We start from the raw sequence: 23,903 nt of genomic DNA, 5'->3' as shown, positions 1-23,903 counted from the left end.
CTACTGGAGCACGTCCGCGATCTCGTCGAACCGGAGTCTGCGCCCGGTGTAGAAGGGCACCTCCTCCTTCACGTACAGGCGGGCGTCGGTGTAGCGCAGGTCGCGCATCATGTCGACGAGGTCGGTGAGCTCGTCGGCCTCCATCGGCAGCAGCCACTCGTAGTCGCCGAGCGCGAACGAGGCGACCGTGTTGGCGAGGACACCCGTGAACGCGGCGCCCTTGCGCCCGTGATCGGCCAGCATCTTGCGGCGCTCGTCCTCGGGAGCGAGATACCACTCCGGCGTGCGCACGAACGGGTACAGGCAGAGCCAGTCCTTCGGGCCGACGCCGCGGAGGAAGCCGGGCACGTGGGCGCGGTTGAACTCGGCGTCGCGATGCACCCCCATGACGTTCCAGACCGGCAGGAGCGAGCGCAGCAACTCGGTGCGGCGCAGACGACGCAGCGCCTTCTGGAGCTCTTCCGCCGTGTCGCCGTGCAGCCAGACCATGAGGTCGGCGTCGGCCTTGAGCCCGGAGACATCGTAGAAGCCGCGGACGGTCACGCCGGAGTCCTCGACGTAGGAGACGATCGTCTCGAGCTCGGTCGAGTCGGTCTCGGTGACGGGGACGTCGGGGTTTCGTCGCCAGACGGCCCAGAGGGTGAAGCCGGACGGGTTCTCAGCGCGCTCTTCGGACATCATGACCCCCAGTCTGCCTCGTTTGCGCAGGACCTGCTAATCCCGCGACCGCCGCTGTCAGCGGGATACCGGGATGCCGAAGGATCAGCGCGCGATCGCCCTCGCGATGGCCCAGACCACGCCGCCGACGGCCGCCGCGATGCCCACCGTCGCGGCGATCGCGCCGACGGGATTGCGGTCGGCGTAGACCCGGGCCTTCGCCACGGCGCGCGTGGACGCCTTCTCGACCCGGCGCGGGATGTTGCCCTTGATCTCGATCGCGGCGAGAGCGGCCTTGAGCTCCGCGCGCGCCGAGGTGACGGGGTCGATGATCCCTGCGGGAACGGCGGTGCGCGGCAGCGCCTCAGAATTCGTCATCGCCGGCCTCCTTCACGATTCGGATGTCCTCGGCGACGGCCTGCGCCGGGTTCTGACGCTTGAGGACCTTGCGGAACTTGAGGATGCCGAGCAGCGCGAACAGCAGCACGGCGACGATCAGGATGCCGAACACCGCGATCGCCGAGAGCCACACCGGCCACCACGACGAAAGCCCGGCGATCGCGAAGACCAGGATCACCGGCACCGCCCAGAACAGGAAGAACAGCGCGACGAGGAACCACACCGAGCCGATGCCGGCGTCCTTCGACGTGCGCGAGATCCAGGCCTTCGCGGCGTCGATCTCGGCCTTGACCAGATTCGTGACCAGTTCCGGGAGGTCGCCGAGCAGGGTCAGCAGACTGTCGTCGGCCCGATCACGGTACCCGCGAGTCATGTCACTCGCCGGACTTCGTGGGCGTGGACTTCTTCGCGGCGGGCTTCTTCGCGGCGGTCGACGAGGAGGAGCCCTGTGCAGAGTCCTTGGCCTCCTCGATCGCGTCCTCGGCCGCATCGGCCACCTCTTCGGCGGCCTCCTTGCCCGTGGCGATCACGGCATCGAGCTTCTGGCCGGGAGTGCCGCTGCCCGTGACGGACTTGACGACCTTCACCGCGCCGGTCCACACGGCGCCGGGCACCGCTGCAGCCTTGTCGCCGACGAAATCCTTGACCTTCTCGACCTGCTCCTGCACCGGGTCGAGGTGCCACACCTTCAGCCACTGCGTCTTGATCTGCTCATAGCGCTCGTGCCCGGCACGGGTGCCGAGGACGTATCCGACGCCGAGTCCTACGACGAGTCCGATCTTCCCCTTCATGGGGTCTCCTCACGTTGTTCCGGCTTTGGTCCGTCCGGTGCGGACGCCGGTCGCAGGCACCAGGGGCGCCGCGGCCAGGTGTCCAGCGTAACGCCGTATGCCGATTTCGGCATCTATGCGTCAGAGGGTTGACACGGGGCGATCGTTCACTCCCACAGCAGAGCGCGGCGGAGGCGGTCGGCTTCCTCCCGGGCATCCGGGACGACCTGCGCGAGTCCCGTCCCGGCGAGCCAGGCTCCGACCGCTGCGAGACCCGGGACCGCCTGCACCGCCGCACGAGCCGCCGCACGGCGCTCGCCCGAGCCGATGATCGAGGCGGGCTGGGACTGCACGAAGCGACCCCGATGCGAGGCGACGACCGACTCCGGTCGCAGCGGCACGCCGAGCATCGTCGCCGCCTCGGACCGAGCGAGGTCCGTCGCGGCATCGTCGTCGAGGTCGGCCGTGGCGGCCGGCTCGCCCTGCGACCCGAAAGAGACCCGCACGATGTGCCGCGCCCCTGCGGCCTCCCGCACCCACGCCCATTTCGCGGTGGAGTGCGTGAGCGCCTTCGCCGTGTGACTGCCCGGCACGGTCAGGACGCCCGTGCCGCGCGGGGCGGCGTCCAGCTCCGGCGCATCCAGCAGCAGGGTGACGATCTCGATCTCCGGGGAAACCACCGCGTCCGCCGAGACCAGCGCGGGGACGACACCCGCCAGCAGTGCGCGCGCCACGGACTCCGAGGTCGCGACGACGACCGCATCCGCGACGAGCTCCTCGAGCTCGTCCACGGCGTCCACGGCGTCGGCGGAGTGGGCGGAGGGATCCGCCGGTCCCGCCGCGGTGTCCGGCACGGGGAGCTCGACATCCACCGTCCAGGTGTCGTCCGCACGGCGCACCGTCCGCACCCGCGCCCCTGTGCGGACCTCGACCCCGAGGCCGCGCACATCCGCCGCGAGCGCGTCGACGAGTCCGATCATCCCGCCAGCGAGTCCCTCGACGGCAGCGCCCGGCGCTTTCGCCGCGCCCGCGGGACCGGCCGTGCGGGACGCGGCGTCCTGCCGCAGTGCCTGGACCGCGCCGGAGAGCGAGCCGACGCGCGTGAGAGCGGCATTGAGGCCCGGTGCGGCCACGTCGGTGTCGACATCGTCGGGCGAGGCCGAGTAGACGCCGGTGGTCACCGGAGCGACCAGCCGGTCGCGGACCTTGTCTCCCATCCGCGATGCGACGAGGCGTCCGAGACTGAGCTGGTGGCCGATCGTCAGGGGCGGCCGGACGCGGTCGAGATAGGCGCGCCAGACGCCCGACCAGCCGAGGATGCGGCGCACGTCCTCCTGGAAGGGGTTCGCCGGGATTCCGAGGATGCCGCCGACCGGGAGGGGAGCTGCGCCGACGCCGGGGACGCCGGCGACCCATGCCCCTCCGGGGCGCGGTGCGACCACGCGGTCGGTCAGGCCGAGCTCGTCGACCAGGGCGCGCACGACGCCGCCTCTGGTCGCATAGCTCTCCGCACCCGCATCGATGACGACGCCGTCCAGCTCCACCCGGCGGATCGCCCCGCCGAGTTCGTCCGCCGCCTCCAGGACCGTGACGCGCATGCCGACCTTCGCGCATTCGCGTGCCGCGATCAGGCCTCCGATGCCGCCGCCGACCACGACGACGTGCTTCTCAGCCGCGCGGGCAGCCAGGTCGGCGGGTTCGGCGGACGCGGGCTCTGAGGTCATGCTCCCCATTGTCGCATCGGGGGGGATCGGACCTCGGCGGGCGCGGCTCAGACCGCGTGGGCGAGCTCGACGATCCTCGTGAGCTGGTCGGGATCCGTCTCGGGCGGGACGCCGTGACCCAGGTTCAGGATGTGCGCCCGCGCCGCGCGACCGCGCTCGAGCACGTCCCGCACGTGCGCCTCCAGCACCGGCCACGGTGCGGACAGCAGCGCGGGGTCGATGTTCCCCTGCACCGTGACGTCGGGCCCCAGGATCGCCGCCGCCTCGTCGAGGGGCTGGCGCCAGTCGACGCCGACACCGTCCGCCGCACCGTCCAGGCGCATGTCCGCCAGGAACGGCCCCGTCCCGACACCGAAGTGGATGGTGGGCAGGCCGATGCCCTCGAGCGCCGTCCGGGAGTGCGGAGCGACGAAAGCGCGGTAGTCCGCGGTGCTCAGCGATCCGGCCCAGCTGTCGAACAGCTGGACCACGGAGGCGCCGGCATCGCGCTGCGTCTCGAGGAACCGGCGCGAAACCTTCGCGAGCCAGCCCGCGAGTCGGTTCCAGGACTCCGGGTCGGAGCGCATCATGCCTCGCGCGCGCAGGTGCTCCTTGGAGGGGCCGCCCTCGACGAGGTAGGCGGCGAGCGTGAACGGGGCGCCCGCGAACCCGATCAGCGGGGTGTCGCCGAGTTCGGTCGTGACGATCCGCACGGCTTCCGCGATCGCGGTGCCGTCCAGGTCCGCCGGGTCGATCGCGGTGATCCGGTCCACGTCGGAGGCGGTGCGCACCGGGTTCGCGAACACGGGACCGCGTCCCGGTTCGATCTCCACCTCGACACCGGCGAGGCGCAGCGGGATCACGATGTCGCTGAAGAACACGGCGGCGTCGACGCCGTGGCGGCGCACGGGCTGCAGCGTGATCTCCGCCGCGAGGTCGGGGGTCAGGCACGCGTCGAGCATGCGCGTCCCGACGCGGAGCTCCCGGTATTCGGGCAGCGACCTTCCGGCCTGGCGCATGAACCACACGGGGGCGTGCGCGGGACGGTCGCCGGCGAGGGCGCGCAGGAGAGGGGCGTCGGAGAGGGCCATGCGTCCATCCTCCCATCCGCCGTTTGTGGAGCGGCCGAGCGCCCGCGGAGCCGGTGCTTCGAAGGGCGGTACAATCGATGTGTGCTGCTGTGTGTGACGGCGAGTCACAAGACCGCCTCCTTCGAACTGCTCGAACGCCTGAGCCGCACCCCCGACGACGTCGCTCCCACCATCGTGGGCATGGCGCCGTGCGTGCAGGGTGCCGTGGTCCTCGCGACGTGCAACCGCTTCGAGGCGTACGTGGAAATGGATGAGCCCGTGACCGCGGCCGGCGCCATCGGCGTCGAAGCCGTGATCGAGGCGGTCGAGTCCGCGACCGGCATTCCCGCCGCCGACCTCGACGGCGCCTACGCCGTGCATTCGGGGCGCCGCGTCGCCGAGCACCTCTTCTCTGTCGCCTCCGGGCTGGAGTCCGTCGTCTCCGGTGAGGGGGAGATCGCCGGCCAGGTGCGCCGCGCGTTGAAGTCCGCCCGCAAGGACGGCACGACCTCCCCCGAGCTCGAGCGCCTGTTCCAGCGCGCCAGCCAGGCGCAGCGCAAGGTCAAGAACGTCACGGCCCTCGGACGCGCCGGCCGCTCCCTCGTGCGCCTCGCCCTGGAGCTCGCCGACAGCCGCATCGCCGACTGGTCCGCCGAGCGCGTCCTCCTGGTGGGCACCGGCGCCTACGCCGCCGTCACCCTCGCGACTCTGCGCGAGCGCGGCGCGGTCGACATCTCCGTCTACTCCCCGTCCGGTCGCGCGGAGATCTTCGCGGCCAAGCACGACATCCGCCCTGTTCCCGCCGAGGAGTATGCGCGCACCGCGGCGCACTCCAGCCTGCTGATCACCTGCACCACGGCGACCGAGCCCGTGCTCGGCCCGGAGCACCTGCAGCACCCGGTCGGCCTCGCCGCCGCCGCCGGCTGCCCTGTCGGCGTGCCCACGCGCGCGAGCCAGCTCGTGGTGGACCTGGGCATGCCCCGCAACGTCGATCCGGCCGTCGCCTCCCTCGAGGGCGTGGCCCTGCTCGACCTGGAGACCATCCGCCTGCACGCTCCGCTCGAAGAACTGCAGGCGACGGATGCTGCCCGCAGCGTCGTGCGCGAGGCCGCCGAGACCTTCCACGTCGTCGGCGCCCGGCAGAGCGTGACCCCCTCGGTGGTGGCGTTCCGCTCGCACATCTTCGAACTGCTCGAGCGCGAGATCGCCCGCGCGCGCTCTCGCGGCGACGAGGACGGCAAGGTCGAGCAGGCGCTGCGCCACCTCTCCGGGGTGCTGCTGCACACGCCGACCGTCCGAGCACACGAGCTCGCCGCCGCCGGCCGCGCGGACGAGTTCGCCGCGGCGCTCGCGACCCTGTATGGGATCGCGCCCGCCGCGGACAGCGTCGAGGACGCCGCCACAGCCTGACCCGGTGAGTGGGAGACTGGAGGCATGGCCCTTCACATCACCGGAGACACCGCCGCCGACGCCCTGCTGACCGAGAACCCGCTGGCGCTGCTCGTCGGCATGCTTCTGGACCAGCAGATCCCGATGGAGACCGCGTTCACCGGTCCGCTCAAGATCGAGCAGCGCACCGGCGCGACGGATGCCGCCGCGATCGCGGGCATGGCCCCCGAGGAGTTCCTGGAGGCGTTCCGGCAGACGCCCGCGGTGCATCGGTTCCCCGGCTCCATGGCGACGCGCGTGCAGACGCTGTGCCAGGCGATCGTGGACGACTGGGACGGGGATGCCGCCGCGTTGTGGACGCGTCCTTCGACAGGCTCAGGCCCTTCGACAGGCTCAGGGACCCAGCCGAGCGGCGCCGAGGTGCTGAAGCGGCTCAAGGCCCTGCCGGGATTCGGAGAGCAGAAGGCGAAGATCTTCCTCGCGCTCCTCGGCAAGCAGTACGGCTTCACCGGCGAGGGCTGGCGGGAGGCCTCCGCTCCCTACGGCGAGGACGGTTCATACCGCAGCGTCGCGGACATCGTCTCGCCCGAGTCGCTCGCGAAGGTGCGCGAGCACAAGAAGGCCATGAAGGCGGCGGCGAAGGCGGCCAAGTAGTGCGGCCGACCGGGGATGACGTCGCGGGACTCATCGCCCGCTCTTCGCCAGCGGTGCGTCGCCGTGACGCCGAGACGCTGACCGCCCTGATGCAGGACCTCACCGGACGCGAGCCGCAGACCTGGGGCTCGATCATCGGGTTCGGCTCCTGCCACTACCGCTACCCCACCGGGACGGAGGGAGACTGCGGCGTCCTGAGCTTCGCCCCGCGCAAGGCCGCCACCACGATCTACCTCCTCGACGGCGTGGACGCCCACGCGGACGGTCTCGACGCCCTCGGCCCGCACACGACGGGCGTGGGCTGCCTCTACCTCAAGGACCTCGACCAGGTCGACCTCGACGTGCTGCGCGGCATCCTGGAGCGCTCGCTCGCCTGGGTCGAGTCCGGCGGCGACGCGCGCATGCACCTGACAGTCACGTCGTAACCCCACCTTCCTCCTCCCTTCCTTCCTGTCGCCGAGACCCCGGGTTCCTGCCGAGACCCCGGGGTGCGGACGCCCGGAACCCGGGGTCTCGGCGGATAGGCGGGGTCTCAGGTCGTGGCCACCCCCTCGTCGACCCGCACGCACCGTGCGTCCGCGGCGTGGCGACGCCACCGCCGGTCGTGTGTCACCGTGACGACGGCAGCGGGATGGTCGACGAGGGCGCCCTCGAGCTGCTCCACGAGCTCGGGATCGAGATGGTTCGTCGGCTCGTCAAGCAGCAGCAGATCGAACCGCGACGCCAGAGCCACCGCGAGATCAAGCCGCCGGCGCTGACCCACGGACAGCCCCTGCACGTCGCGGTCGACCTCCGGCCCCCGGAAGAGGCCGTGAGCCAGGAGAGCATCCCGCGCATCGACCGGCGGCGTCCCGGTCCGAACCGCGAAGACCTCGACGGCCGTACCCCGCAGGCGCGTGTCGACCTCCTGCCGGAGGAACGCGATCCGCAGCCCGTCCCTGCGTACAAACGTCCCGGACGCGGGGAGGAGCTCGCCGACGAGGAGGCGGAGGAGTGTCGTCTTCCCGGCCCCGTTCGGCCCGGTCACGAGCCACCGCGAACCGGACTCGATCGTCCAGTGCGACACGTCGAGCCGCCGTCCCGGCTCGCGGAAGGACACGGCATCGAGGGTCAGGAGCGGCTCGTCCGGCTCGTCGAGCGGTGCCCGATCCTCGGCCGCGACCACGAACTGCAGCGGCTCGGGCGGCGGCGGGCACGGGTTGTCCCGGAGCCGCGCCAGCCTCTCCTTCGCCATGCGGATGCGCCCGACGGCACCGTGGTCACGGCTCCGTGCTCGGAACGCGCCATGACCGAATCCGTCGAGCTCGAGCTTCCGCGGGATCGCCTGCAGCCGGAACGCGTTGGCCGCGAGCAGAGACTCTGTGCGGGCGACCTCGGCCTTCCAGTCTTCATGGCGCGCGGCCGCCGCACGTCTCTCGGCCTCGTGCGCTCGCAGGAACCCGGGGTAGCCGTCGCCGTAGCGCCGGATCCGTCCCTCCTCCACCTGCACCACAGCCGTCGCGAAACGGTCCAGGAAGTCGCGGTCGTGGGTCACGACCACCAGCGCTCCCCGGTGCGCCGCGAGACGATCCTCGAGCCAGGTCAGCGCCCGGTCGTCGAGGTCGTTCGTGGGCTCGTCGAGGAGAAGCAGTTCAGCTCCGGAGGAGAGGGCGACCGCGAGGGCGAGCCGCGCCCGCTCCCCTCCCGACAGCGCGGCCACCGGTCGTGCGCGGTCCACCCCGCCCACCCCGAGCTGTTCGAGGGCGGTGTCGATGCGACGGTCGACGTCGTACCCGCCGCGGGACTCGAAACGGTCCTGCAACAGGGCCACGGCGGCCATCTGCGGCTCGCGGTCGGCGGAGCCCGCGGCGGCGAGGAGGTCGTATGCACGGCCGAGGTCGCGCTCCAGCGCGCGGAGGTCGCCGAGGAGCTCGTCGATGGCGTCGGCCACCGTCGCTCCATCCGCGAACACCGGGTTCTGCCGCGCATGCGCGACGCCGCCGGGGAGGTCGAGCCGCACCTCCCCGGCCGTCGGCAGGAGAGTGCCCGCGAGCACGTCGAGCAGAGTCGACTTGCCGGCGCCGTTGTCACCGATGACGGCGAGGCGGTCGGCGGGGCCGACGACGAGGTCGATGCGGTCCAGGACGAGATGGTCGGCGAACCGGACGGAGGCGGCCTGCAGCGCGCACTCGCGATGAGCGCGGGCCGGGGTGGCAGAAGGGGTCGAGAGTACAGGGAACATGAGGGGTCCTCTCCGGCGGCGCACACGCACCGCGGGGACGGGTGTCGACAGGAACCTCGACCGCACCCGGAGCCGGGTACGGGTCGCTCAGGACCCACCGCGGAGAAGAGCTCTCGACGCGGCGTCCCGATCTAGCGAATCAGAGTACCCACGAGGAGTGACCATAGCAGGGTCACTCAACGCCCGCCAGACCCCGCTTTCCTGGCGAGACCCCGGCGTACCCGCGCACGCACCCCGGGGTCTCGACGGAAACCCGGGGTCTCAGCGTCAAGAAGAAGGGCGGAGGCGGGAGTGGGCGGCGGGGACGGCGAAGAGGAGGATGATCGCGAGGACGATGCCGCGGACGATCCACATGCCGGGCTCCCAGATCACCTCGTAGTTCCCGGGGAGACCGAGGAACGCGGCGATGATCGATCCCCACGACGCGCGGCCGCTGCTGTCCGTGTCGATCGAGAGTCCGCCCACGATGCTCAGCACCCCGAGGCTCAGCAGCACGATCGGCATGATGAGGGCGCCGGGCTTGGCCTCCCCGCGCGCGATCATGCGGATCACCGTCACGAGCGACACGAGTGGGAACACGAAGAAGAACCAGACGAGGGCGCCGAGCAGCAGCCCTACGACGATGAAGATCGGCACCCAGATCAGCATCCAGGGGCCTTCGTCCGCGATGAAGTAGTCCGGGTCGCGGAGGATCGCGACGACGAAGCCCGCCAGGGTCCCGAGCGGCAGCACCGCGAGCACCCACCAGAGCACGGCCTTCGGCACGCGCTTGCGCTCCCCCAGCCGCATCATCACGATCTGGATGATGACCGCGGCGGCGAGCGCCGGGATGCCGAACATCGCGATGATGGGCCCCGCGCCGTCGTTCTCCCGCAGGTCGAGCACCGTGAGGATCATCCACGACACGGCGAGCGCGCCGAGCACGATGGCCGCGACCGGACGCACGGGCGACGACTCCCCCCGTGCGCCGGCTCCCCCCGGTGCCGTCACGTCACGCGCCGCGGAGGCGCTCCGCAAGGTAGGCGTGCAGCTCGTCGATCGAGACGCGCTCCTGCGCCATGGTGTCGCGGTCGCGCACGGTGACGGCGCGGTCGTCGAGCGAGTCGAAGTCGACCGTGACGCAGAACGGGGTGCCGATCTCGTCCTGGCGGCGGTAGCGACGGCCGATCGCACCGGCGTCGTCGAAGTCGACGGCCCACGAGCTGCGGAGCGTGTCGGCCACCTCGCGGGCCAGCGGCGACAGCTTCTCGTTGCGCGACAGCGGCAGCACCGCGGCCTTGACCGGAGCGAGGCGCGGGTCGAGCTTGAGCACCGTGCGGGTGTCGGTGCCGCCCTTGGCGTTGGGCACCTGCTCCTCGACATACGCGTCCACGAGGAAGGCCATCATCGCGCGGGTGAGGCCGAACGACGGCTCGATCACGTACGGGGTGTAGCGCTCGCCCGTCGCCTGGTCGAAGAATGTGAGGCTCTGACCCGACGCCTCGCTGTGGCTGGAGAGGTCGTAGTCGGTGCGATTGGCGACACCCATGAGCTCGCCCCACTCCTTGCCCGCGAAGCCGAACTTGTACTCGACGTCGATCGTGCCGGCCGAGTAGTGCGCACGGTCGTCTTCCGGCACGTCGAACTGACGCATATTCTCCGGGTCGATACCCAGATCGATGAACCAGTTCCAGCAGGCCTCGACCCAGTGCTCGAACCACTCCTGGGCCTCAGCCGGCGGTGTGAAGTACTCGATCTCCATCTGCTCGAACTCGCGGGTGCGGAAGATGAAGTTGCCGGGGGTGATCTCGTTGCGGAAAGCCTTGCCGACTTGACCGATGCCGAACGGCGGCTTCTTGCGGCTGGCGGTGAGCACGTTCGAGAAGTTCACGAAGATGCCCTGCGCCGTCTCGGGGCGCAGGTAGTACAGGCCCGACTCGTCGTCCACGACGCCGAGGTACGTCTTCACCAGACCGGAGAAGGCCTTCGGCTCGGTGTACTGCCCCTTGGTGCCGCAGTTCGGGCAGGGGATGTCGGCGAGGCCGTTCTCGGCCTTGCGTCCCTTGCGCGCCTCGAAGTCCTCGATGAGGTTGTCCGCACGGAAGCGCTTGTGACACTGCAGGCACTCGACCAGCGGGTCGGTGAAGGTCGCGACGTGGCCGGAGGCCTCCCACACGCGCTTGGGAAGGATGATGCTGGAGTCGAGGCCGACCATGTCGCCGCGACCGCGCACGAACGTCTGCCACCACTGCCGACGGATGTTCTCCTTGAGCTCCGTGCCGAGGGGCCCGTAGTCCCAGGCCGATCGAGAACCGCCGTAGATCTCACCCGCTTGGAACACGAACCCGCGGTGGCGGGCGAGGGCGATGACCTTGTCGAGGCGGGACTGTTCGGCCATGGTGGCTCCAATGGTCGGATGCGGGAGGAATCCCGTGAACACGGGCATCTCATTCTATCGGTGGTCTCGCGCGGTGCCCTGGCCCCGGGGCCGGTCGCGGAGTACCGTCCTGGCATGACCACTCCCGCGCGCACACGGCCGAACCGCGACGACGACACCCGGTTCTTCGGGCAGCCCTGGTCGCTGGTGCACATCTTCGGAGTGGAGATGTGGGAGCGGTTCAGCTTCTACGGCATGCAGGGCATCCTGCTCATCTACCTCTACTTCTCGGTGACCGAGGGCGGACTCGGCATCCCCAAGGCGGTCGCGGGTGGCATCCTCGGCGCCTACGGGGGATCGGTATACCTGTCGACGATCCTCGGCGCCTGGATCGCGGACCGCCTGTTCGGCGCGGAGCGCGTGCTGTTCGTGAGCGCGATGGTGATCGTGGCCGGGCACCTCGCCCTCGCCCTGATCCCCGGCGCTGTCGGGGTCGGAGTCGGCCTCGTGCTCGTGGCCCTCGGATCCGGTGGGCTGAAGGCGAACGCGACATCGGTCGTCGGCAGTCTCTACAGCGCCGACGACCCGCGCCGAGATGCGGGGTTCTCGCTCTTCTACCTCGGCATCAACCTGGGCGCCTTCCTCGGCCCGCTCCTGACCGGACTCCTGCAGTCCACGCTCGGATTCCACTGGGGCTTCGGTCTCGCAGCGCTCGGGATGACACTGGGACTCATCCAGTACTCGTTCGGCCGCAAGGCCCTGCCCGCCACGACGCGGGAGGTTCCGAATCCACTCCCCACCTCCCGCTACCGCCTCGTCGGACTCCTGGCCGGCGCCGCGGTGGTGCTCATCGCCGTCCTGGTGCTGACCGGAGTGATCCGCGCCGACAACCTGGCCACCCTGGTGATCGGCGTCACGGTCGTGGCCACGATCGCCTACTTCTCGGTGATCCTCGGCAGCCGTCGCATCGACGCCACCGAGCGATCACGGGTGTGGGGCTTCCTGCCGCTCTTCATCACCAGCGTCGCGTTCTGGTCGCTGTACCAGCAGCAGTTCACCGTGCTCACGATCTACTCCGACCAGCGCCTGGACCGGAACCTGTTCGGCTGGGAGATGCCGGTGTCCTGGGTGCAGTCGATCAACCCGGTGTTCATCATCATCCTGTCCGGCGTCTTCGCGGCGATCTGGACCCGACTCGGCACGCGTCAGCCCTCGACCCCGGTGAAGTTCGCGCTCGCGGCGATCATCATGGGATCCGCGTTCCTGCTGTTCCTGCCGTTCGCCGGCGGAGGGGAGAACTCCACGCCGCTGCTCGCGATCGTCGGGATCCTCTTCGTGTTCACCGTGGCGGAGCTGCTCATCTCCCCGGTCGGCCTGTCGGCGGCCACCAAGCTCGCACCGACCGTGTTCCGCACCCAGATGGTCGCGCTGTTCTTCCTGTCGATCGCCCTGGGCACGGCGATCTCCGGCTGGCTCGTGCAGTTCTACGACCCGGACGACGAAGTGCCCTTCTTCTCGATCCTCGGCGGCATCGCGATCGTCGTCGGCATCGGACTGCTGCTGAGCGTGAAGCCCGTGCTGAAGCTCATGCGCGGGGTGCGCTGAGTCGGCGGGAGCTCAAGCGGTGAAGAGGTAACCGCGTTCGTTGTCGTAGCCCGCGATGTGCAGGCCGCTGCCGAGCAGACCCTCCATCTGTGCACGCAGGCGCAGGCGCCACTCGTGCGCGGCCGCCGGGTCGGACACGCGCAGCGCCTCGATGTCGGCCGGGATCTCCAGGGTCTCCACCACCGCGTCGTCCGCCGGCGGCTTGGCGATGTCGGCGAGCGCCCACTCGACATCGAGCCGGTCGCTCTCGTCGCCCGCGTCACCGCCGCCGAAGATGCCGTAGCGGTTCACCGAGTACCCGGTGGCGCGGGCGCCCAGCACCGTGAAGAAGAAGTGCGCGTTGCGCGCCACCAGCGGATCGAACACCCAGGTGATGCGGCCGACGTCGCGCGAGAACGCCCACTGACGCTGGTGCTCCTTGAGCTCGCGGCCCCAGCCGCGCCCGCGGTACTCCGGCAGCAGTGCGGTGATGTGCGAGTGCATCGCACGTCGGGCCGGCTCGCCGAAGAACGCGATGGAGGCGCCGACCATGCGCTCCTCGTCGCCCTCGCCGTCGAAGAAGCCGACGACGTAGTTACCCGACTGCTGCAGGGCGCGCAGGGTTCCGGCATCCACCACGCGCTGCGGACCCCGGATGGAGTCGAGCAGGCCCTGCGCGTCGAGGATGAGTTCAACGGTGTCGAGATCGCGGATGGTTCGCACGGTCCCAGTCTGCCCCTCCTCGGCGCGTTCGGGGAAACCGACTCCGGGTCAGCGGTGCGGGAACGCCTCGCCCCCGCCCGCGGCGAGGGCCTCCGCGACGATGCGGAGGTGGTCCTCCGCCATCGCCGGCGGCAGCGGCGGCAGGATCTCGTCCCAGAACGCCAGCACTGCGCCGCGGCCCTGCATCATCCCCTCCGGGCGGGCCAGCGCCCACAGGTGCATGTGCGCGGAACCGTCGTTCCAGCGGCCGAAGTGACAGCGAGCGACGCCCGGGATGCTCTTGACGGCCTGCGACACGCGCTGCATCAGAGGCCCCAGACCCGCCAGCACCGCCGCCGGAGCGTTCTCCAGCAGCCAGTGATCGCGCGGTGCGACCCCGCCGATGAACGGCAGCCCGCCGACGTCCCAGCCCGCTCGCACCTGCCAGAGGTCGTCGTGCCAGATCGTGTGCACGCTCGGGCCGCAGTGTCCGCACTCGTCCGGATCCAGCTCGCCCGCACGCGGCTTCTCGGGGATCAGCATCGGCTCGAGCGGTCGCATCGTGATGCTCTCGAACGCCCACGGCAGCCCCTCCGCGACCGCGGAGGCATCGAGAACCTCGCCGATCGGGAGCCTGCGGTGGTACGCGGAGTCGGCGGGGTGCTGCGCGGGCGCGGTGTCGTCGGTCATCCGGCCATGCAACCACATCGGCCCCGGGAGGTCGGGAACGTCGATAGCCTGAGCCGGTGGGTGCGAACGACTACAGAGCCAGGAAACGCCTCTCCCGTACCCCGCCGCGGTGGGCGATCATCGCGGTGCTGGCGTTCGCCGGCCTGTGCTCGTCGTTCATGTTCACGCTCGTGGTGCCGCTGCAGGCCGAGCTTCCCCAGCTGCTGAACTCCTCCCGCGAGGACACCACCTGGGTAGTCACCATCACCTTGCTCGTGGCCGCCGTGGCGACGCCGATCTCGGGCCGGCTGGGTGACATGTACGGCAAGCGCCGGGTCGTGATCGTGCTGCTCGCGATCCTCATCGTCGGATCCGTGATCGCCGCCGTCTCGGGCTCGATCATCGGCGTCATCATCGGCCGCGCGCTGCAGGGCGCCGTGACCGGCGTCGTCCCGCTCGGCATCGCGATCATGCGCGACGTGCTCTCCCCGGAGCGGCTCGGCACCGCGGTGGCCCTGATGAGCGCGACCATGGGCGTCGGCGGCGCGGTCGGGATGCCGGTGGCCGCACTTCTCGCCGAGAACGCCGACTGGCACATGCTGTTCTGGCTCGCAGCCGCGCTCGGCGTCATCGGACTCGTGCTCGTGCTCGTCGTCATCCCCGAGGACGTGCTCCGCTCCCCCGGACGCCTCGACGTGCTGGGGGCCATCGGGCTCGCGATCGGCCTCACCGGCATCCTGCTCTTCGTCTCGCGCGGCGCCGAGTGGGGATGGACCTCGCCGATCACGCTCGTCTGCATCATCGGGGGCCTCGCCGTGCTGCTGGTGTGGGGCTGGTACCAGCTGCGCACCCAGGACCCGCTGCTCGACCTGCGCGTCGCCGCTCGCCCGGCCGTGCTCTTCACGAACATCGCCGCGATCGGGATGGGCTTCGCGCTGTTCGCCTCGAACGTGACGTTCCCACAGCTGCTGGAGATGCCCGTCGGCGGAGCCGGATTCGGCCTCGACATGGTGGCGGCGTCGCTCGTGATCATGCCGGCGGGACTGGTGATGATGGTCATCTCGCCGCTGTCGGGCTGGCTCGAGCGCACGGTGGGTCCGCGGCCGCTGTTCACGGTCGGGGCGGGTGCGATCGTGCTCGCCTACGTGTTCGTGCTGCTGTGGTCCTCGGAGGTGTGGCACATCTTCGTCGCGAACATCTTCATCGGCGTCGGCATCGGGTTCACGTTCGCCGCCATGCCGATGATCATCATGCGGTCGGTGCCCGCGAACGAGACCGGCGCATCCAACGGACTGAACGCCCTCTTCCGCTCGGTCGGCACCTCGACGGCCTCCGCGGTCATGGGCGGGGTGCTCGCGGCGATGAGCATCGACGTCGACGGCGTCGCCGTGCCCACCCGCACCGCGTTCGAGGTGTGCTTCTGGCTCGCGATCGCGGCCGGCATCGTCGCCGTGGTGCTGTCGCTCTTCATCCCGAAGCAGCGCAGCGCCGAGCAGCATCCCTCCCTCCCGAACTGACCCGCCGCCCGAACTGACCCGCCGCCCGGTCGCGGATTCGCGTCGAGGTCGCACGGATCCCGCGAAGGCGTGCGACATCCGGCGGATCTGCGACGCGCGGCAGGCTCAGCGGGAGATCGTCCGCGGGTCCGGGTCGTCGGCGCGCGGCGGCCGCAGCCGGTCGGGGATCGGCCACGACAGAGTGAACCGCGCGGTCGCGGGGCGGCTCATGTCGCCGAAGTCGTCCACCTTCGCGACGATGCGTCCCGGGGTGCCCTCCTCATCCGGCGTCACCTCCAGGATACGCACGCGCAGCGGACGGTCAGCCTCCCCCTCGAGCATCCACGGATCGGCGAGCCAGGCGATGCCGTGCTCCTCCAGCGCGGACTCGGCGTCCAGCCACTCGCCCGGGGCGGACACCCGGCGTCCGAGCACATCGACGGCGACCCAGCTGCCGCCCTCCGGATGGATCCAGCCGAGCAGCTCGCCGTCGTCGCGGCGGTGCGGAGTCCAGTCGGCGTGGGGCATCCCCCGATGCTAGCGAGATCAGGCGGATAGGCGAGAACAGGCAGATCGCGCAGCAACTCGCCTGATGCGGCGTGAACGCCTGATCTCGCGCGAGCGCGCGTCAGTGGGTGTACTCCATGAGCTCGACGCCGAGCACCCGGAAGGCATCGTGTGCACGCAGGCGGTGCGTGATCGAGAGGTCGTCGAAGCAGACGATGAGCGCGTACGCCACGCCGGCACGCGGGCCCGCGAGTACACCGGCTTCGGCCCGGACACCCCGATCGCGGCCGGTCTTGTTGACGAACAGCAGGCCGTGCGCATCGTGATCATGGGCGAACGGATCCAACCCCGTGGATGCCGCGACCAGGCTCAGATCCTGGTTCAGGCTCAGCCACTCCGACACCTGTGCGCTGACGGCGGCGTCGACGGCCTGCGAGTTGACCAGGGCGGAGAAGAGTCCGGCGAACTCCCGCGCCGACCCCACGGCGACCTGCGGAGCGTCATCGGGTCCGCGGCGGTCGCGGAACCGGTCGAGCAGGGCCGTGCGCCGCAGCCCGAGCGACTCGATGCGCTCGCGCACCCTGTCGTGTCCGACCCTCTGCAGCAGCGCGTTGACGGCGATCGGATCCCCCGCGGTCGCGGCCAGCACCGCCAGGTCTTCCAGCGGCAGTGCGGGTGCGTGCAGGTGCCGCCACAGTCCCGAGCTCTCCACCGCCTCGACACTCGTGCGGTCGACGATCTCGAACGGATCGAGCGTGCCGTCCTCGAAACCGGCCGCCACCTCGATCAGCAGCGGGACGACGCCGAGACCGCCGACGGGCATCGTGACGTGGTCGTCGCCGGCGAGCACGTGCACGTGGCTGTCGAGGTCGACGACGTGCACGGAGACCTGCGCTCCCGAGTCCACCAGGCCCTCCAGCGCGCGCAGCGTGGAGGTGAAGGATCGACGACCGGCCGCGGCACGACGGGGGACACGGCGACTGGTGCGCTGCGAGCGACGGCCGTGTTCGGACGCGCCGTGGGCATCGCCGAGAGAGTCGGGTGCCGAGGAGTTGCGGAACCCTTCACCAGGCTCGAGAGCGCCCACGCGTGATCCTTAGGAGGGAGGGATGTGCGGGATACCGGCGGGAGCGCTCCCGACGGCAGGGCTATCGTAACCCCACCGCCGGGGCGCGCTTCACAGACGGCGGTGATTGGTCACCAGATGGTCACCCGCTCGGACTCGGGGAGCCAGAGCGCGTCCTCCTCGGCGACACCGAAGGCCTCATAGAAGGCGTCGATGTTGCGCACGATCTGGTTGCAGCGGAACTCGTTCGGCGAGTGCGGGTCGATCGTCAGCAGCCGCAGCGTCTCGGCGTCGCGGCTCTTCTGCTGCCACACCTGCGCCCAGGACAGCAGAAGGCGCTGCACACCGGTGTACCCGTCGATGACCGGCCCTTCGGCAGGCTCAGGGACCGCGGAGTCGGAGCGCAGCGACAGCTCGTAGGCCTTGAGCGCGATGCCGAGTCCGCCGAGGTCGCCGATGTTCTCGCCGATCGTCAGGGCGCCGTTCACGTGGTGCTCGGCGTCGAGGCCCTCCGGCACGAGGGCGTCGTACTGAGCGATGAGCGCCTTGGTCCGCTCTTCGAACGCCGCACGGTCGGCGTCGGTCCACCAGTCCTCGAGCCGACCGTCGCCGTCGTACCGGCTGCCCTGGTCGTCGAAGCCGTGTCCGATCTCGTGGCCGATCACCGCGCCGATCCCGCCGTAGTTCGCGGCGGCGTCGCGCCCGGCGTCGAAGAACGGATACTGCAGGATCGCGGCGGGGAAGACGATCTCGTTCATCGAGGGGTTGTAGTACGCGTTGACCATCTGCGGGGGCATGTGCCACTCGTCGCGATCGATCGGCTTGCCGACCTTGTCGACGTTGCGGTCGTGCTCGAAGATCGCGGCGCGGCGGACGTTCCCGAACAGGTCCTCCCGGTCGATCTCGAGGCTCGAGTAGTCGCGCCACACCGCGGGGTGGCCGATCTTCGGCGTGAAGGAGTCGAGTTTGGCCAGCGCGCGCTCGCGGGTCTCGGCCGTCATCCACTCGAGGTCGGTGATGCTCTGCCGGTACGCCTCGATGAGGTTCGCGACCAGCTCATCCATCGCGGCTTTTGCCGTCGGCGGGTAGTGGCGCTCGACGTAGACCTTGCCGATGGCCTCGCCGAGCGCACCCTCGGTGAGCGAGACGCCGCGCTTCCAGCGCTCCCGGATCGTCGGGACGCCGGTGAGCTCGGTGCCGTAGAAGGAGAAGTTCTCCAGCACGAGATCGTCCGTCAGGTACGGGGCGGCCGCGTGCACGACCTTGGCCCGCAACCAGGCCTTCCAGTCGTCCAGGCGCTCCGGGGTGAGCAGCGAGCCGAGTCCCTCGAAGAAGCTGGGCTGCGACACGACGACCTCGTCGAAAGCGCGGGGGTTGGACGGGGTGACGGCATCGCGCCACGGCGTCAGGTCGACGCCGGCGAGTTCCTGCAGCTCGTCCCACGTCTTGAGGTTGTACGTCGCAACAGCGTCGCGGCTGCGTACGTTGTCCCAGTGGTGACCGGCCAGTTCCGTCTCGAGCGCGATCGAGCGCTCCGCGTCCGCCGCCGCGTCCGGCACGCCCGCAAGGTCGAGCAGGCGCTCCAGGTGGGCGCGGTAGGCGGCGCGCGTGTCGGTGAACGTGTCGAGTCGGAAGTAGCTCTCGTCCGGCAGGGAGAGGCCCGCCTGCACGAGCACCGGCAGGTAGCGCTCAGGGTTGCCCGGGTCGCCGTCGACGTAGAGCCCGATCACGGCGGCGCGGCCGTCGCGATCATAGGCACCGACGGTGCGCAGAAGGGCGGGGATGCCGTCGATCGCGTCGATCTCGGCGAGCGTCTCGGCCAGCGGCGCGACGCCGGCGGCGTCGATGCGCTCGGTGTCCATGAAGCTGGCGAACAGGTCGCCGATCTTGCGGGCGAGCGTGCCCTCCTCTGCGTCCTGCGACTCCTCGATGATCGCGCGGACGTCCTTCTCGGCCTGCTCGGCCAGCAGGTGGAATGAACCCCAGCGCGCCTTGTCACCCGGGATCTCGGTGCGGGCGAGCCAGGCACCGTTCACGTGCCGGTAGAGGTCGTCCTGCGGGCGGATGTCGGAGCTGAACTCATCAAGGGCGAGGCCCGCGGGAAGCACATCAGTCATGCGCCCCAGCCTATGACGCCCCTCCCCCTTCGTGTCGATGGCGGGCAGCTGACGAGGCTTCGGGTCAGGTGCGGCGGCGACGACCGAAGCGCCGGCGTCGCGGCTCCTCAGCAGGGGCTGCTGCGGTGCGGGCGGCCCGACGTTCGGCCCACGCGGCCACCTCGGCATCCACGTCTCGAGGAGAGGTGACGACGGGTGGCCCGCCCTGCAGTTGTCGCCGCGCTTCCCGCACCCGGCGGTTGAAGTCCTCGACGACGTCCCGCACGTCGGATTCGCGGCCGAGCAGGTCGAGCTGATCGTCCAGCTCGCGGTCCTCGGTGCGCAGCAGGATGGCGGGAGGGCCGAGGCCGGTGAGGTTCTCGGTCTCGATCTTGCGGCGGATCCACCAGTCCGGATCGTGGTGGGTGCCCAGGCCTTCGAGCGGCTTGCCCGCGCCGGGCAGGTCGTCGAACTCCCCGCGGCGGATCGCGACCTGGATCGCGGTCTCGATGAAGGCGGCGCGATCCACCGCCGCAGCGATCCCCGGCGGTGTTCCGCCGTCCTCGCCGCGGTCCGCGCTCTGGGCCTGACGCTGTCGCGCGCGATACCGCGCGGCCGCCTCCCGGGGATCCGTCATGATGCACCTCCGCAGCATCCGGTGTGGTTCCACCCTACGACCGTGGCATCGGCGGGGAGGGCGGCGGTGCTGAGGTCATAGGCTCGGAGGATGACCGCGCGCGCCTCCCTCAACAGAGAGATCCTGCGTCTGGCGGTCCCCGCGCTGGGCGCACTGATCGCCGAACCCGCCTTCCTGATCGTGGATGCCGCACTGGTCGGCCACCTGGGCACGACGCCGCTCGCCGGACTCGGCATCGCCGGGGCCGTGCTGCAGACGATCGTCGGGCTCATGGTGTTCCTGGCCTACTCCACCACGCCCGCGGTGGCCAGGCGTTTCGGGGCGGGGCAGCCCGGCGAGGCTGTGTCGGTCGGGATCAACGGGATGTGGCTCGCGCTGGGCCTCGGAGCCGTGCTCGCGGTGGTCGGCGCGGTCTCCTCGCCGTGGCTCGTCTCGCTGTTCGGCGCGAGCGACGCCGTGGCAGCACAGGCCGACGACTACCTCGTCATCTCGATGTGGGGGCTGCCGGCGATGCTCATCGTGTTCGCCGCGACCGGTCTGTTGCGCGGCATGCAGGACACCATGACGCCGCTGTGGATCGCCGGCCTGGGCTTCGGCGCCAACGCGCTGCTGAACTGGCTCTTCATCTACGGTCTCGGCTGGGGGATCGCGGGGTCGGCCGCCGGCACCGTGACGGCGCAGTGGGGCATGGTGGCCGCCTACGTGCTGGTCATCCGCCGTCTGGCCACGAGACACAGCGCCTCGCTGCGGGCGCGACGCGATGGACTGCGCAGCACCGCCGCGTCCGGCGGCTGGCTGTTCCTGCGCACCGTGAGTCTGCGCGTCGCGCTGCTCGCGACGGTCGGCGTCGCGACCGGGATCGGCACCGACGAGCTGGCCGGGTGGCAGATCGTGTTCACCATCTTCTCCGCGGCCGCATTCGCGCTGGACGCCCTGGCGATCGCGGCGCAGGCCCTGATCGGCAAAGAGCTCGGCGCCGGCGACGAGACGCAGGTGCATCGCGTGCTGGCGCGCACGGTGGCGTGGGGCGCGTGGTTCGGCGTGGTGGTCGGCGGTCTGATCGCGGCGCTGTCCGGCGTGCTCGGGATCGTCTTCACGGGCGACCCGCGCGTCGCGGCGCTCGTGCAGCCCGCCCTGCTCGTCCTCGCGGTCGCGCAGCCCGTCGCGGGGGTCGTGTTCGTGCTGGACGGCGTGCTCATGGGGGCGAACGACGCCCGGTACCTGGCGATCGCCGGCGGCCTGAACCTCGTGCCGTTCCTTCCCGCGCTGTGGATCATCGCCGCGGTCGGCGTCGACGGCGTGGCCGGGCTCGTCTGGCTCGCGGTCGCGTTCTTCGGCGTGTACCTGCTCGCCCGTCTGGGCACCCTCGGCTGGCGGGTGCGCTCCGGGCGATGGCTCGCCGCCGCAGGCTGATGCCCGCCCCGCGTCTGCACAGTCCGCCGAGCTGAGGACTTCTCCCCAACCGCTGGATCCGGCGGAATACTACGTCCCGGAACCCTGGCCCCTCGCCCATGATCGAGGGACACTGAAGGGATGCTGGGGATGACGGAACCACAGGTCTGGACGCTGATCGGCGTCTTCGCCGCTGCGATGTTCGGCACGATGACACTCATGTCGACGATGTTCCTGCGGACGATGCAGAACGGGTTCGACAGCGTGCGCACCGAGTTCCGCACCGAGTTCGACAGCGTGCGCACCGAGTTCCGGAACGAGTTCGCGAGCGTGCGCACGGAATTCCGGAACGAGTTCGCGAGCGTGCGTGCCGAGTCGGGAAGCGAGTTCGCGAACGTGCGCACCGAGATCCGCGCCATCCACGACCGCATCGACCACCTCGATCGTGACGTCAGTGCGATCTATCGTCACATCTTCGGCATCGACCGCGGCTGAGTGCGCCGCCGCGTTCAGGACGCGTAGCGGCGGCACCACTCGTACATGATCACCGCGGCGGCTGCGCTGGCGTTGATCGACCGGGTCGAGCCGTACTGGGTGATCTCGATGTGAGCGGATGCCGCAGCGAGCGCCTCTGCGGACAGCCCCGGCCCCTCCTGTCCGAACAGCAGCACACAGGAGCGCGGGAGTTCGGCTCGATCCACGGGAACGGCCCCTTCGACGTTGTCGACCGCGATGATCGGGATCCCCTCGGCGGTCGCCCAGGCGGTGAAGGCCGCGACGTCCTCATGGTGCACGACGTGCTGGTACCGGTCGGTGACCATGGCCCCGCGCTTGTTCCATCGGCGTCGGCCGATGATGTGCACGGTGTCCGCGAGGAACGCGTTCGCGCTGCGCACGATGGAGCCGATGTTCATGTCGTGCTGCCAGTTCTCGATCGCCACGTGGAACGGGTGCCGGTGCGTGTCGAGGTCGGCCACGATCGCCTCCATCCGCCAGTAGCGGTAGCGATCGATCACGTTCCTCGTGTCGCCTTCGGCGAGCAGTTCCGGGTCGTACTGCTCCCCCACCGGCCACGCGTCCGAACCGCCGGGCCAGGGTCCGACGCCGTATCCGGGTTGCGCGGCGGAGCCGCCGGGTCCCTCCGGCGTCGGGTTCGTCAGAGCAGCGGCATCCATCAGGCCAGGCTATCTCCGCGGCGCGACGCAAGATATTTAGGTACGCCGAAAAATACGCTACGGTTTCGGTGTGCCTAAAAATCTCGACGCCGCCATGACGCCGACCGCCGCCGCGCCCCCGCGCAGCCTCTGGCTGCTCGGACCCGCACTCGTCGCCGGCGTCGCCTACCTCGACCCCGGCAACGTGGCCAGCAACATGACCGCGGGGGCCCAGTACGGCTATCTGCTGGTGTGGATCGTCGTCGCCGGCAACGTCATGGCCTGGCTGATCCAGTACCTCTCCGCCAAGCTCGGCGTCGTCACCGGGCAGAGCCTGCCCGAAGTGCTGGGTGCGCGCCTGCGCCGGCCGTGGGCACGGCGGGCCTATTGGCTGCAGGCCGAGCTGGTCGCGATGGCCACCGATCTCGCCGAGGTGATCGGCGGCGCGGTGGCGCTGAGCCTGCTGTTCGATGTGCCGCTGCTGCTGGGCGGCCTGATCACGGGCGCGGTATCGATGATCCTGCTCGCTGTGCAGAGCCGCCGTGGTGCGCGGCCGTTCGAGTTCGTGATCATCGCGCTCATGATGATCATCACGATCGGCTTCCTCGCAGGGCTTTTCGTGGCGCCGCCCGACCCCGCCGGCGTGCTCGGCGGTCTCGTCCCGCGCTTCGAGGGGACCGGCTCGGTCCTCCTCGCCGCGTCGATCCTCGGGGCGACCATCATGCCCCACGCGATCTACGCCCACTCGTCTCTCGCCCGCGACCGTTTCGGCGCCACCACCGCCCACACGGGCGATGAGGCCGTGCGCACCGAGGCGTCGCGCATCCGCCGTCTGCTCACCGCGACCCGCTGGGATGTCTCGATCGCGATGGTGATCGCCGGATCCGTCAACCTCGGGATCCTGCTGCTGGCCGCCGCCAACCTCGCCGGTGTCGACGGCACCGATTCCCTGGAGGGGGCGCACGCCGCCCTGGCCGCAGGGCTCGGCCCCGTCGTCGCCACCTTCTTCGCCGTCGGACTCCTCGCCTCCGGCCTGGCGTCGACCTCGGTGGGTGCGTACGCCGGCGCGGAGATCATGCACGGACTCCTGCACGTGCGCATCCCGCTGCTCGCGCGACGACTCGTGACCCTCATCCCGGCGCTCGTCATCCTCGGCGCAGGTGTCGATCCGACGCTCGCCCTCGTGCTGAGCCAGGTCGTGCTGTCCTTCGGCATCCCGTTCGCGCTGATCCCGCTGGTGGCGCTCACGGCGCAGCGGCGGACGCTCGGGGTCTGGGCGAATCGGCGATGGACCACCGCAGCCGGCATCCTCGCATCCGTGCTGCTGATCGCCCTGAACGGAGCGCTGCTCTGGCTGGTGCTGACCGGAGCCTGACCGCGG

At 70.5% G+C, this 23,903-nt stretch carries 24 protein-coding genes; 8 read left to right on the top strand and 16 right to left on the bottom strand.

Features of this window, described 5'->3' with window-relative positions:
* From hemQ to hemE, 6 genes are all read right to left on the bottom strand, one after another.
* Positions 1-681: a hydrogen peroxide-dependent heme synthase gene (gene hemQ, locus F6A08_RS02805; RefSeq protein ID WP_017203410.1), complete on the bottom strand. Its 681-nt coding sequence runs from the start codon at positions 679-681 to the stop codon at positions 1-3.
* A gap of 81 nt (positions 682-762) precedes the next feature.
* Positions 763-1,035 (bottom strand): hypothetical protein, encoded by a 273-nt coding sequence (locus F6A08_RS02800; protein ID WP_124896555.1) that lies wholly within the window; start codon positions 1,033-1,035, stop codon positions 763-765.
* The gene (locus tag F6A08_RS02795; RefSeq protein WP_017203412.1) at positions 1,022-1,429 is read right to left on the bottom strand and encodes a phage holin family protein; all 408 of its coding nucleotides are present in this window, start codon (positions 1,427-1,429) and stop codon (positions 1,022-1,024) included. The genes F6A08_RS02800 and F6A08_RS02795 overlap by 14 nt, the downstream gene beginning before the upstream one ends.
* A 1-nt stretch (position 1,430) precedes the next feature.
* On the bottom strand, positions 1,431-1,847 hold the full coding sequence (locus tag F6A08_RS02790; protein WP_151458546.1) for a hypothetical protein: 417 nt from the start codon (positions 1,845-1,847) through the stop codon (positions 1,431-1,433).
* Between the two features lie 146 nt (positions 1,848-1,993).
* Complete coding sequence (locus tag F6A08_RS02785) at positions 1,994-3,550, bottom strand: protoporphyrinogen/coproporphyrinogen oxidase (protein WP_151458545.1); 1,557 nt, start codon at positions 3,548-3,550, stop codon at positions 1,994-1,996.
* 47 nt (positions 3,551-3,597) lie between these two features.
* Positions 3,598-4,620 (bottom strand): uroporphyrinogen decarboxylase, encoded by a 1,023-nt coding sequence (gene hemE, locus F6A08_RS02780; protein ID WP_151458544.1) that lies wholly within the window; start codon positions 4,618-4,620, stop codon positions 3,598-3,600.
* An 81-nt stretch (positions 4,621-4,701) separates the two neighbouring features.
* On the opposite strand from hemE, the gene F6A08_RS02775 reads away from it, so the two are divergent.
* The 3 genes from F6A08_RS02775 to F6A08_RS02765 are packed head-to-tail and all read left to right on the top strand — an operon-like array spanning position 4,702 to position 7,067.
* Positions 4,702-6,009, top strand: a complete 1,308-nt coding sequence (locus F6A08_RS02775; protein ID WP_225855711.1) for a glutamyl-tRNA reductase — start codon at positions 4,702-4,704, stop codon at positions 6,007-6,009.
* A 24-nt stretch (positions 6,010-6,033) separates the two neighbouring features.
* On the top strand, positions 6,034-6,642 hold the full coding sequence (locus F6A08_RS02770; RefSeq protein ID WP_151458543.1) for an HhH-GPD-type base excision DNA repair protein: 609 nt from the start codon (positions 6,034-6,036) through the stop codon (positions 6,640-6,642).
* The gene (locus F6A08_RS02765) at positions 6,642-7,067 is read left to right on the top strand and encodes a DUF1801 domain-containing protein (RefSeq protein WP_151458542.1); all 426 of its coding nucleotides are present in this window, start codon (positions 6,642-6,644) and stop codon (positions 7,065-7,067) included. Before F6A08_RS02770 ends, F6A08_RS02765 begins: the two co-directional genes overlap by 1 nt.
* A gap of 107 nt (positions 7,068-7,174) precedes the next feature.
* On the opposite strand, the gene F6A08_RS02760 is transcribed toward F6A08_RS02765, so the two are convergent.
* From F6A08_RS02760 to F6A08_RS02750, 3 genes are all read right to left on the bottom strand, one after another.
* Positions 7,175-8,863, bottom strand: a complete 1,689-nt coding sequence (locus tag F6A08_RS02760; RefSeq protein ID WP_151458541.1) for an ABC-F family ATP-binding cassette domain-containing protein — start codon at positions 8,861-8,863, stop codon at positions 7,175-7,177.
* Positions 8,864-9,130: 267 nt separating this feature from the next.
* On the bottom strand, positions 9,131-9,853 hold the full coding sequence (locus F6A08_RS02755; RefSeq protein WP_151458540.1) for a V-type ATP synthase subunit I domain-containing protein: 723 nt from the start codon (positions 9,851-9,853) through the stop codon (positions 9,131-9,133).
* 1 nt (position 9,854) lies between these two features.
* Positions 9,855-11,240, bottom strand: a complete 1,386-nt coding sequence (locus F6A08_RS02750; RefSeq protein WP_017203424.1) for a glycine--tRNA ligase — start codon at positions 11,238-11,240, stop codon at positions 9,855-9,857.
* Between the two features lie 114 nt (positions 11,241-11,354).
* Between F6A08_RS02750 and F6A08_RS02745 the strand changes: the two genes are divergently transcribed.
* Entirely contained in the window at positions 11,355-12,824 is a 1,470-nt protein-coding gene (locus F6A08_RS02745) for a peptide MFS transporter (RefSeq protein ID WP_151458539.1), read from the top strand.
* Between the two features lie 12 nt (positions 12,825-12,836).
* Here F6A08_RS02745 and F6A08_RS02740 read toward each other — a convergent pair whose 3' ends face one another.
* Together F6A08_RS02740 and F6A08_RS02735 are read right to left on the bottom strand one after the other, a co-directional pair.
* On the bottom strand, positions 12,837-13,526 hold the full coding sequence (locus F6A08_RS02740; protein WP_017203426.1) for a GNAT family N-acetyltransferase: 690 nt from the start codon (positions 13,524-13,526) through the stop codon (positions 12,837-12,839).
* A 48-nt stretch (positions 13,527-13,574) separates the two neighbouring features.
* Positions 13,575-14,195 carry a hypothetical protein gene (locus tag F6A08_RS02735; protein ID WP_151458538.1) on the bottom strand — a complete coding sequence of 207 codons (621 nt, stop codon included), beginning with the start codon at positions 14,193-14,195 and terminating at the stop codon, positions 13,575-13,577.
* Positions 14,196-14,251: 56 nt separating this feature from the next.
* Between F6A08_RS02735 and F6A08_RS02730 the strand changes: the two genes are divergently transcribed.
* Complete coding sequence (locus F6A08_RS02730; protein WP_151458537.1) at positions 14,252-15,691, top strand: MFS transporter; 1,440 nt, start codon at positions 14,252-14,254, stop codon at positions 15,689-15,691.
* A gap of 105 nt (positions 15,692-15,796) precedes the next feature.
* On the opposite strand, the gene F6A08_RS02725 is transcribed toward F6A08_RS02730, so the two are convergent.
* From F6A08_RS02725 to F6A08_RS02710, 4 genes are all read right to left on the bottom strand, one after another.
* Positions 15,797-16,198 (bottom strand): hypothetical protein, encoded by a 402-nt coding sequence (locus tag F6A08_RS02725; protein ID WP_151458536.1) that lies wholly within the window; start codon positions 16,196-16,198, stop codon positions 15,797-15,799.
* 100 nt (positions 16,199-16,298) lie between these two features.
* Positions 16,299-17,264 carry a serine hydrolase gene (locus F6A08_RS02720; protein ID WP_017203430.1) on the bottom strand — a complete coding sequence of 322 codons (966 nt, stop codon included), beginning with the start codon at positions 17,262-17,264 and terminating at the stop codon, positions 16,299-16,301.
* Between the two features lie 110 nt (positions 17,265-17,374).
* Positions 17,375-19,360 (bottom strand): M13 family metallopeptidase, encoded by a 1,986-nt coding sequence (locus tag F6A08_RS02715; protein WP_151458535.1) that lies wholly within the window; start codon positions 19,358-19,360, stop codon positions 17,375-17,377.
* A gap of 64 nt (positions 19,361-19,424) precedes the next feature.
* Positions 19,425-19,976 (bottom strand): DnaJ family domain-containing protein, encoded by a 552-nt coding sequence (locus tag F6A08_RS02710; RefSeq protein WP_225855710.1) that lies wholly within the window; start codon positions 19,974-19,976, stop codon positions 19,425-19,427.
* A 90-nt stretch (positions 19,977-20,066) separates the two neighbouring features.
* Between F6A08_RS02710 and F6A08_RS02705 the strand changes: the two genes are divergently transcribed.
* Entirely contained in the window at positions 20,067-21,389 is a 1,323-nt protein-coding gene (locus F6A08_RS02705; protein WP_151458534.1) for an MATE family efflux transporter, read from the top strand.
* Positions 21,390-21,518: 129 nt separating this feature from the next.
* Positions 21,519-21,863, top strand: coding sequence for a hypothetical protein (locus F6A08_RS02700; protein ID WP_151458533.1), 345 nt, complete (start codon positions 21,519-21,521; stop codon positions 21,861-21,863).
* 14 nt (positions 21,864-21,877) lie between these two features.
* Here the strand turns inward: F6A08_RS02700 and F6A08_RS02695 are convergent, their stop codons facing one another.
* A complete protein-coding gene (locus tag F6A08_RS02695; RefSeq protein WP_225855709.1) occupies positions 21,878-22,543 on the bottom strand; it encodes a TrmH family RNA methyltransferase in 666 nt (221 codons plus the stop codon).
* A gap of 94 nt (positions 22,544-22,637) precedes the next feature.
* Here F6A08_RS02695 and F6A08_RS02690 point away from each other — a divergent pair, with 94 nt between their 5' ends.
* On the top strand, positions 22,638-23,897 hold the full coding sequence (locus F6A08_RS02690; RefSeq protein WP_151459084.1) for an Nramp family divalent metal transporter: 1,260 nt from the start codon (positions 22,638-22,640) through the stop codon (positions 23,895-23,897).
* The last annotated feature ends 6 nt before the right edge of the window (positions 23,898-23,903 follow it).

Source organism: Microbacterium algeriense (genome assembly GCF_008868005.1).
GTDB lineage: Bacteria > Actinomycetota > Actinomycetes > Actinomycetales > Microbacteriaceae > Microbacterium > Microbacterium algeriense.
Note: the sequence above shows the minus strand (reverse complement) of the source record. Positions and strands in the feature narration are given on the sequence as shown.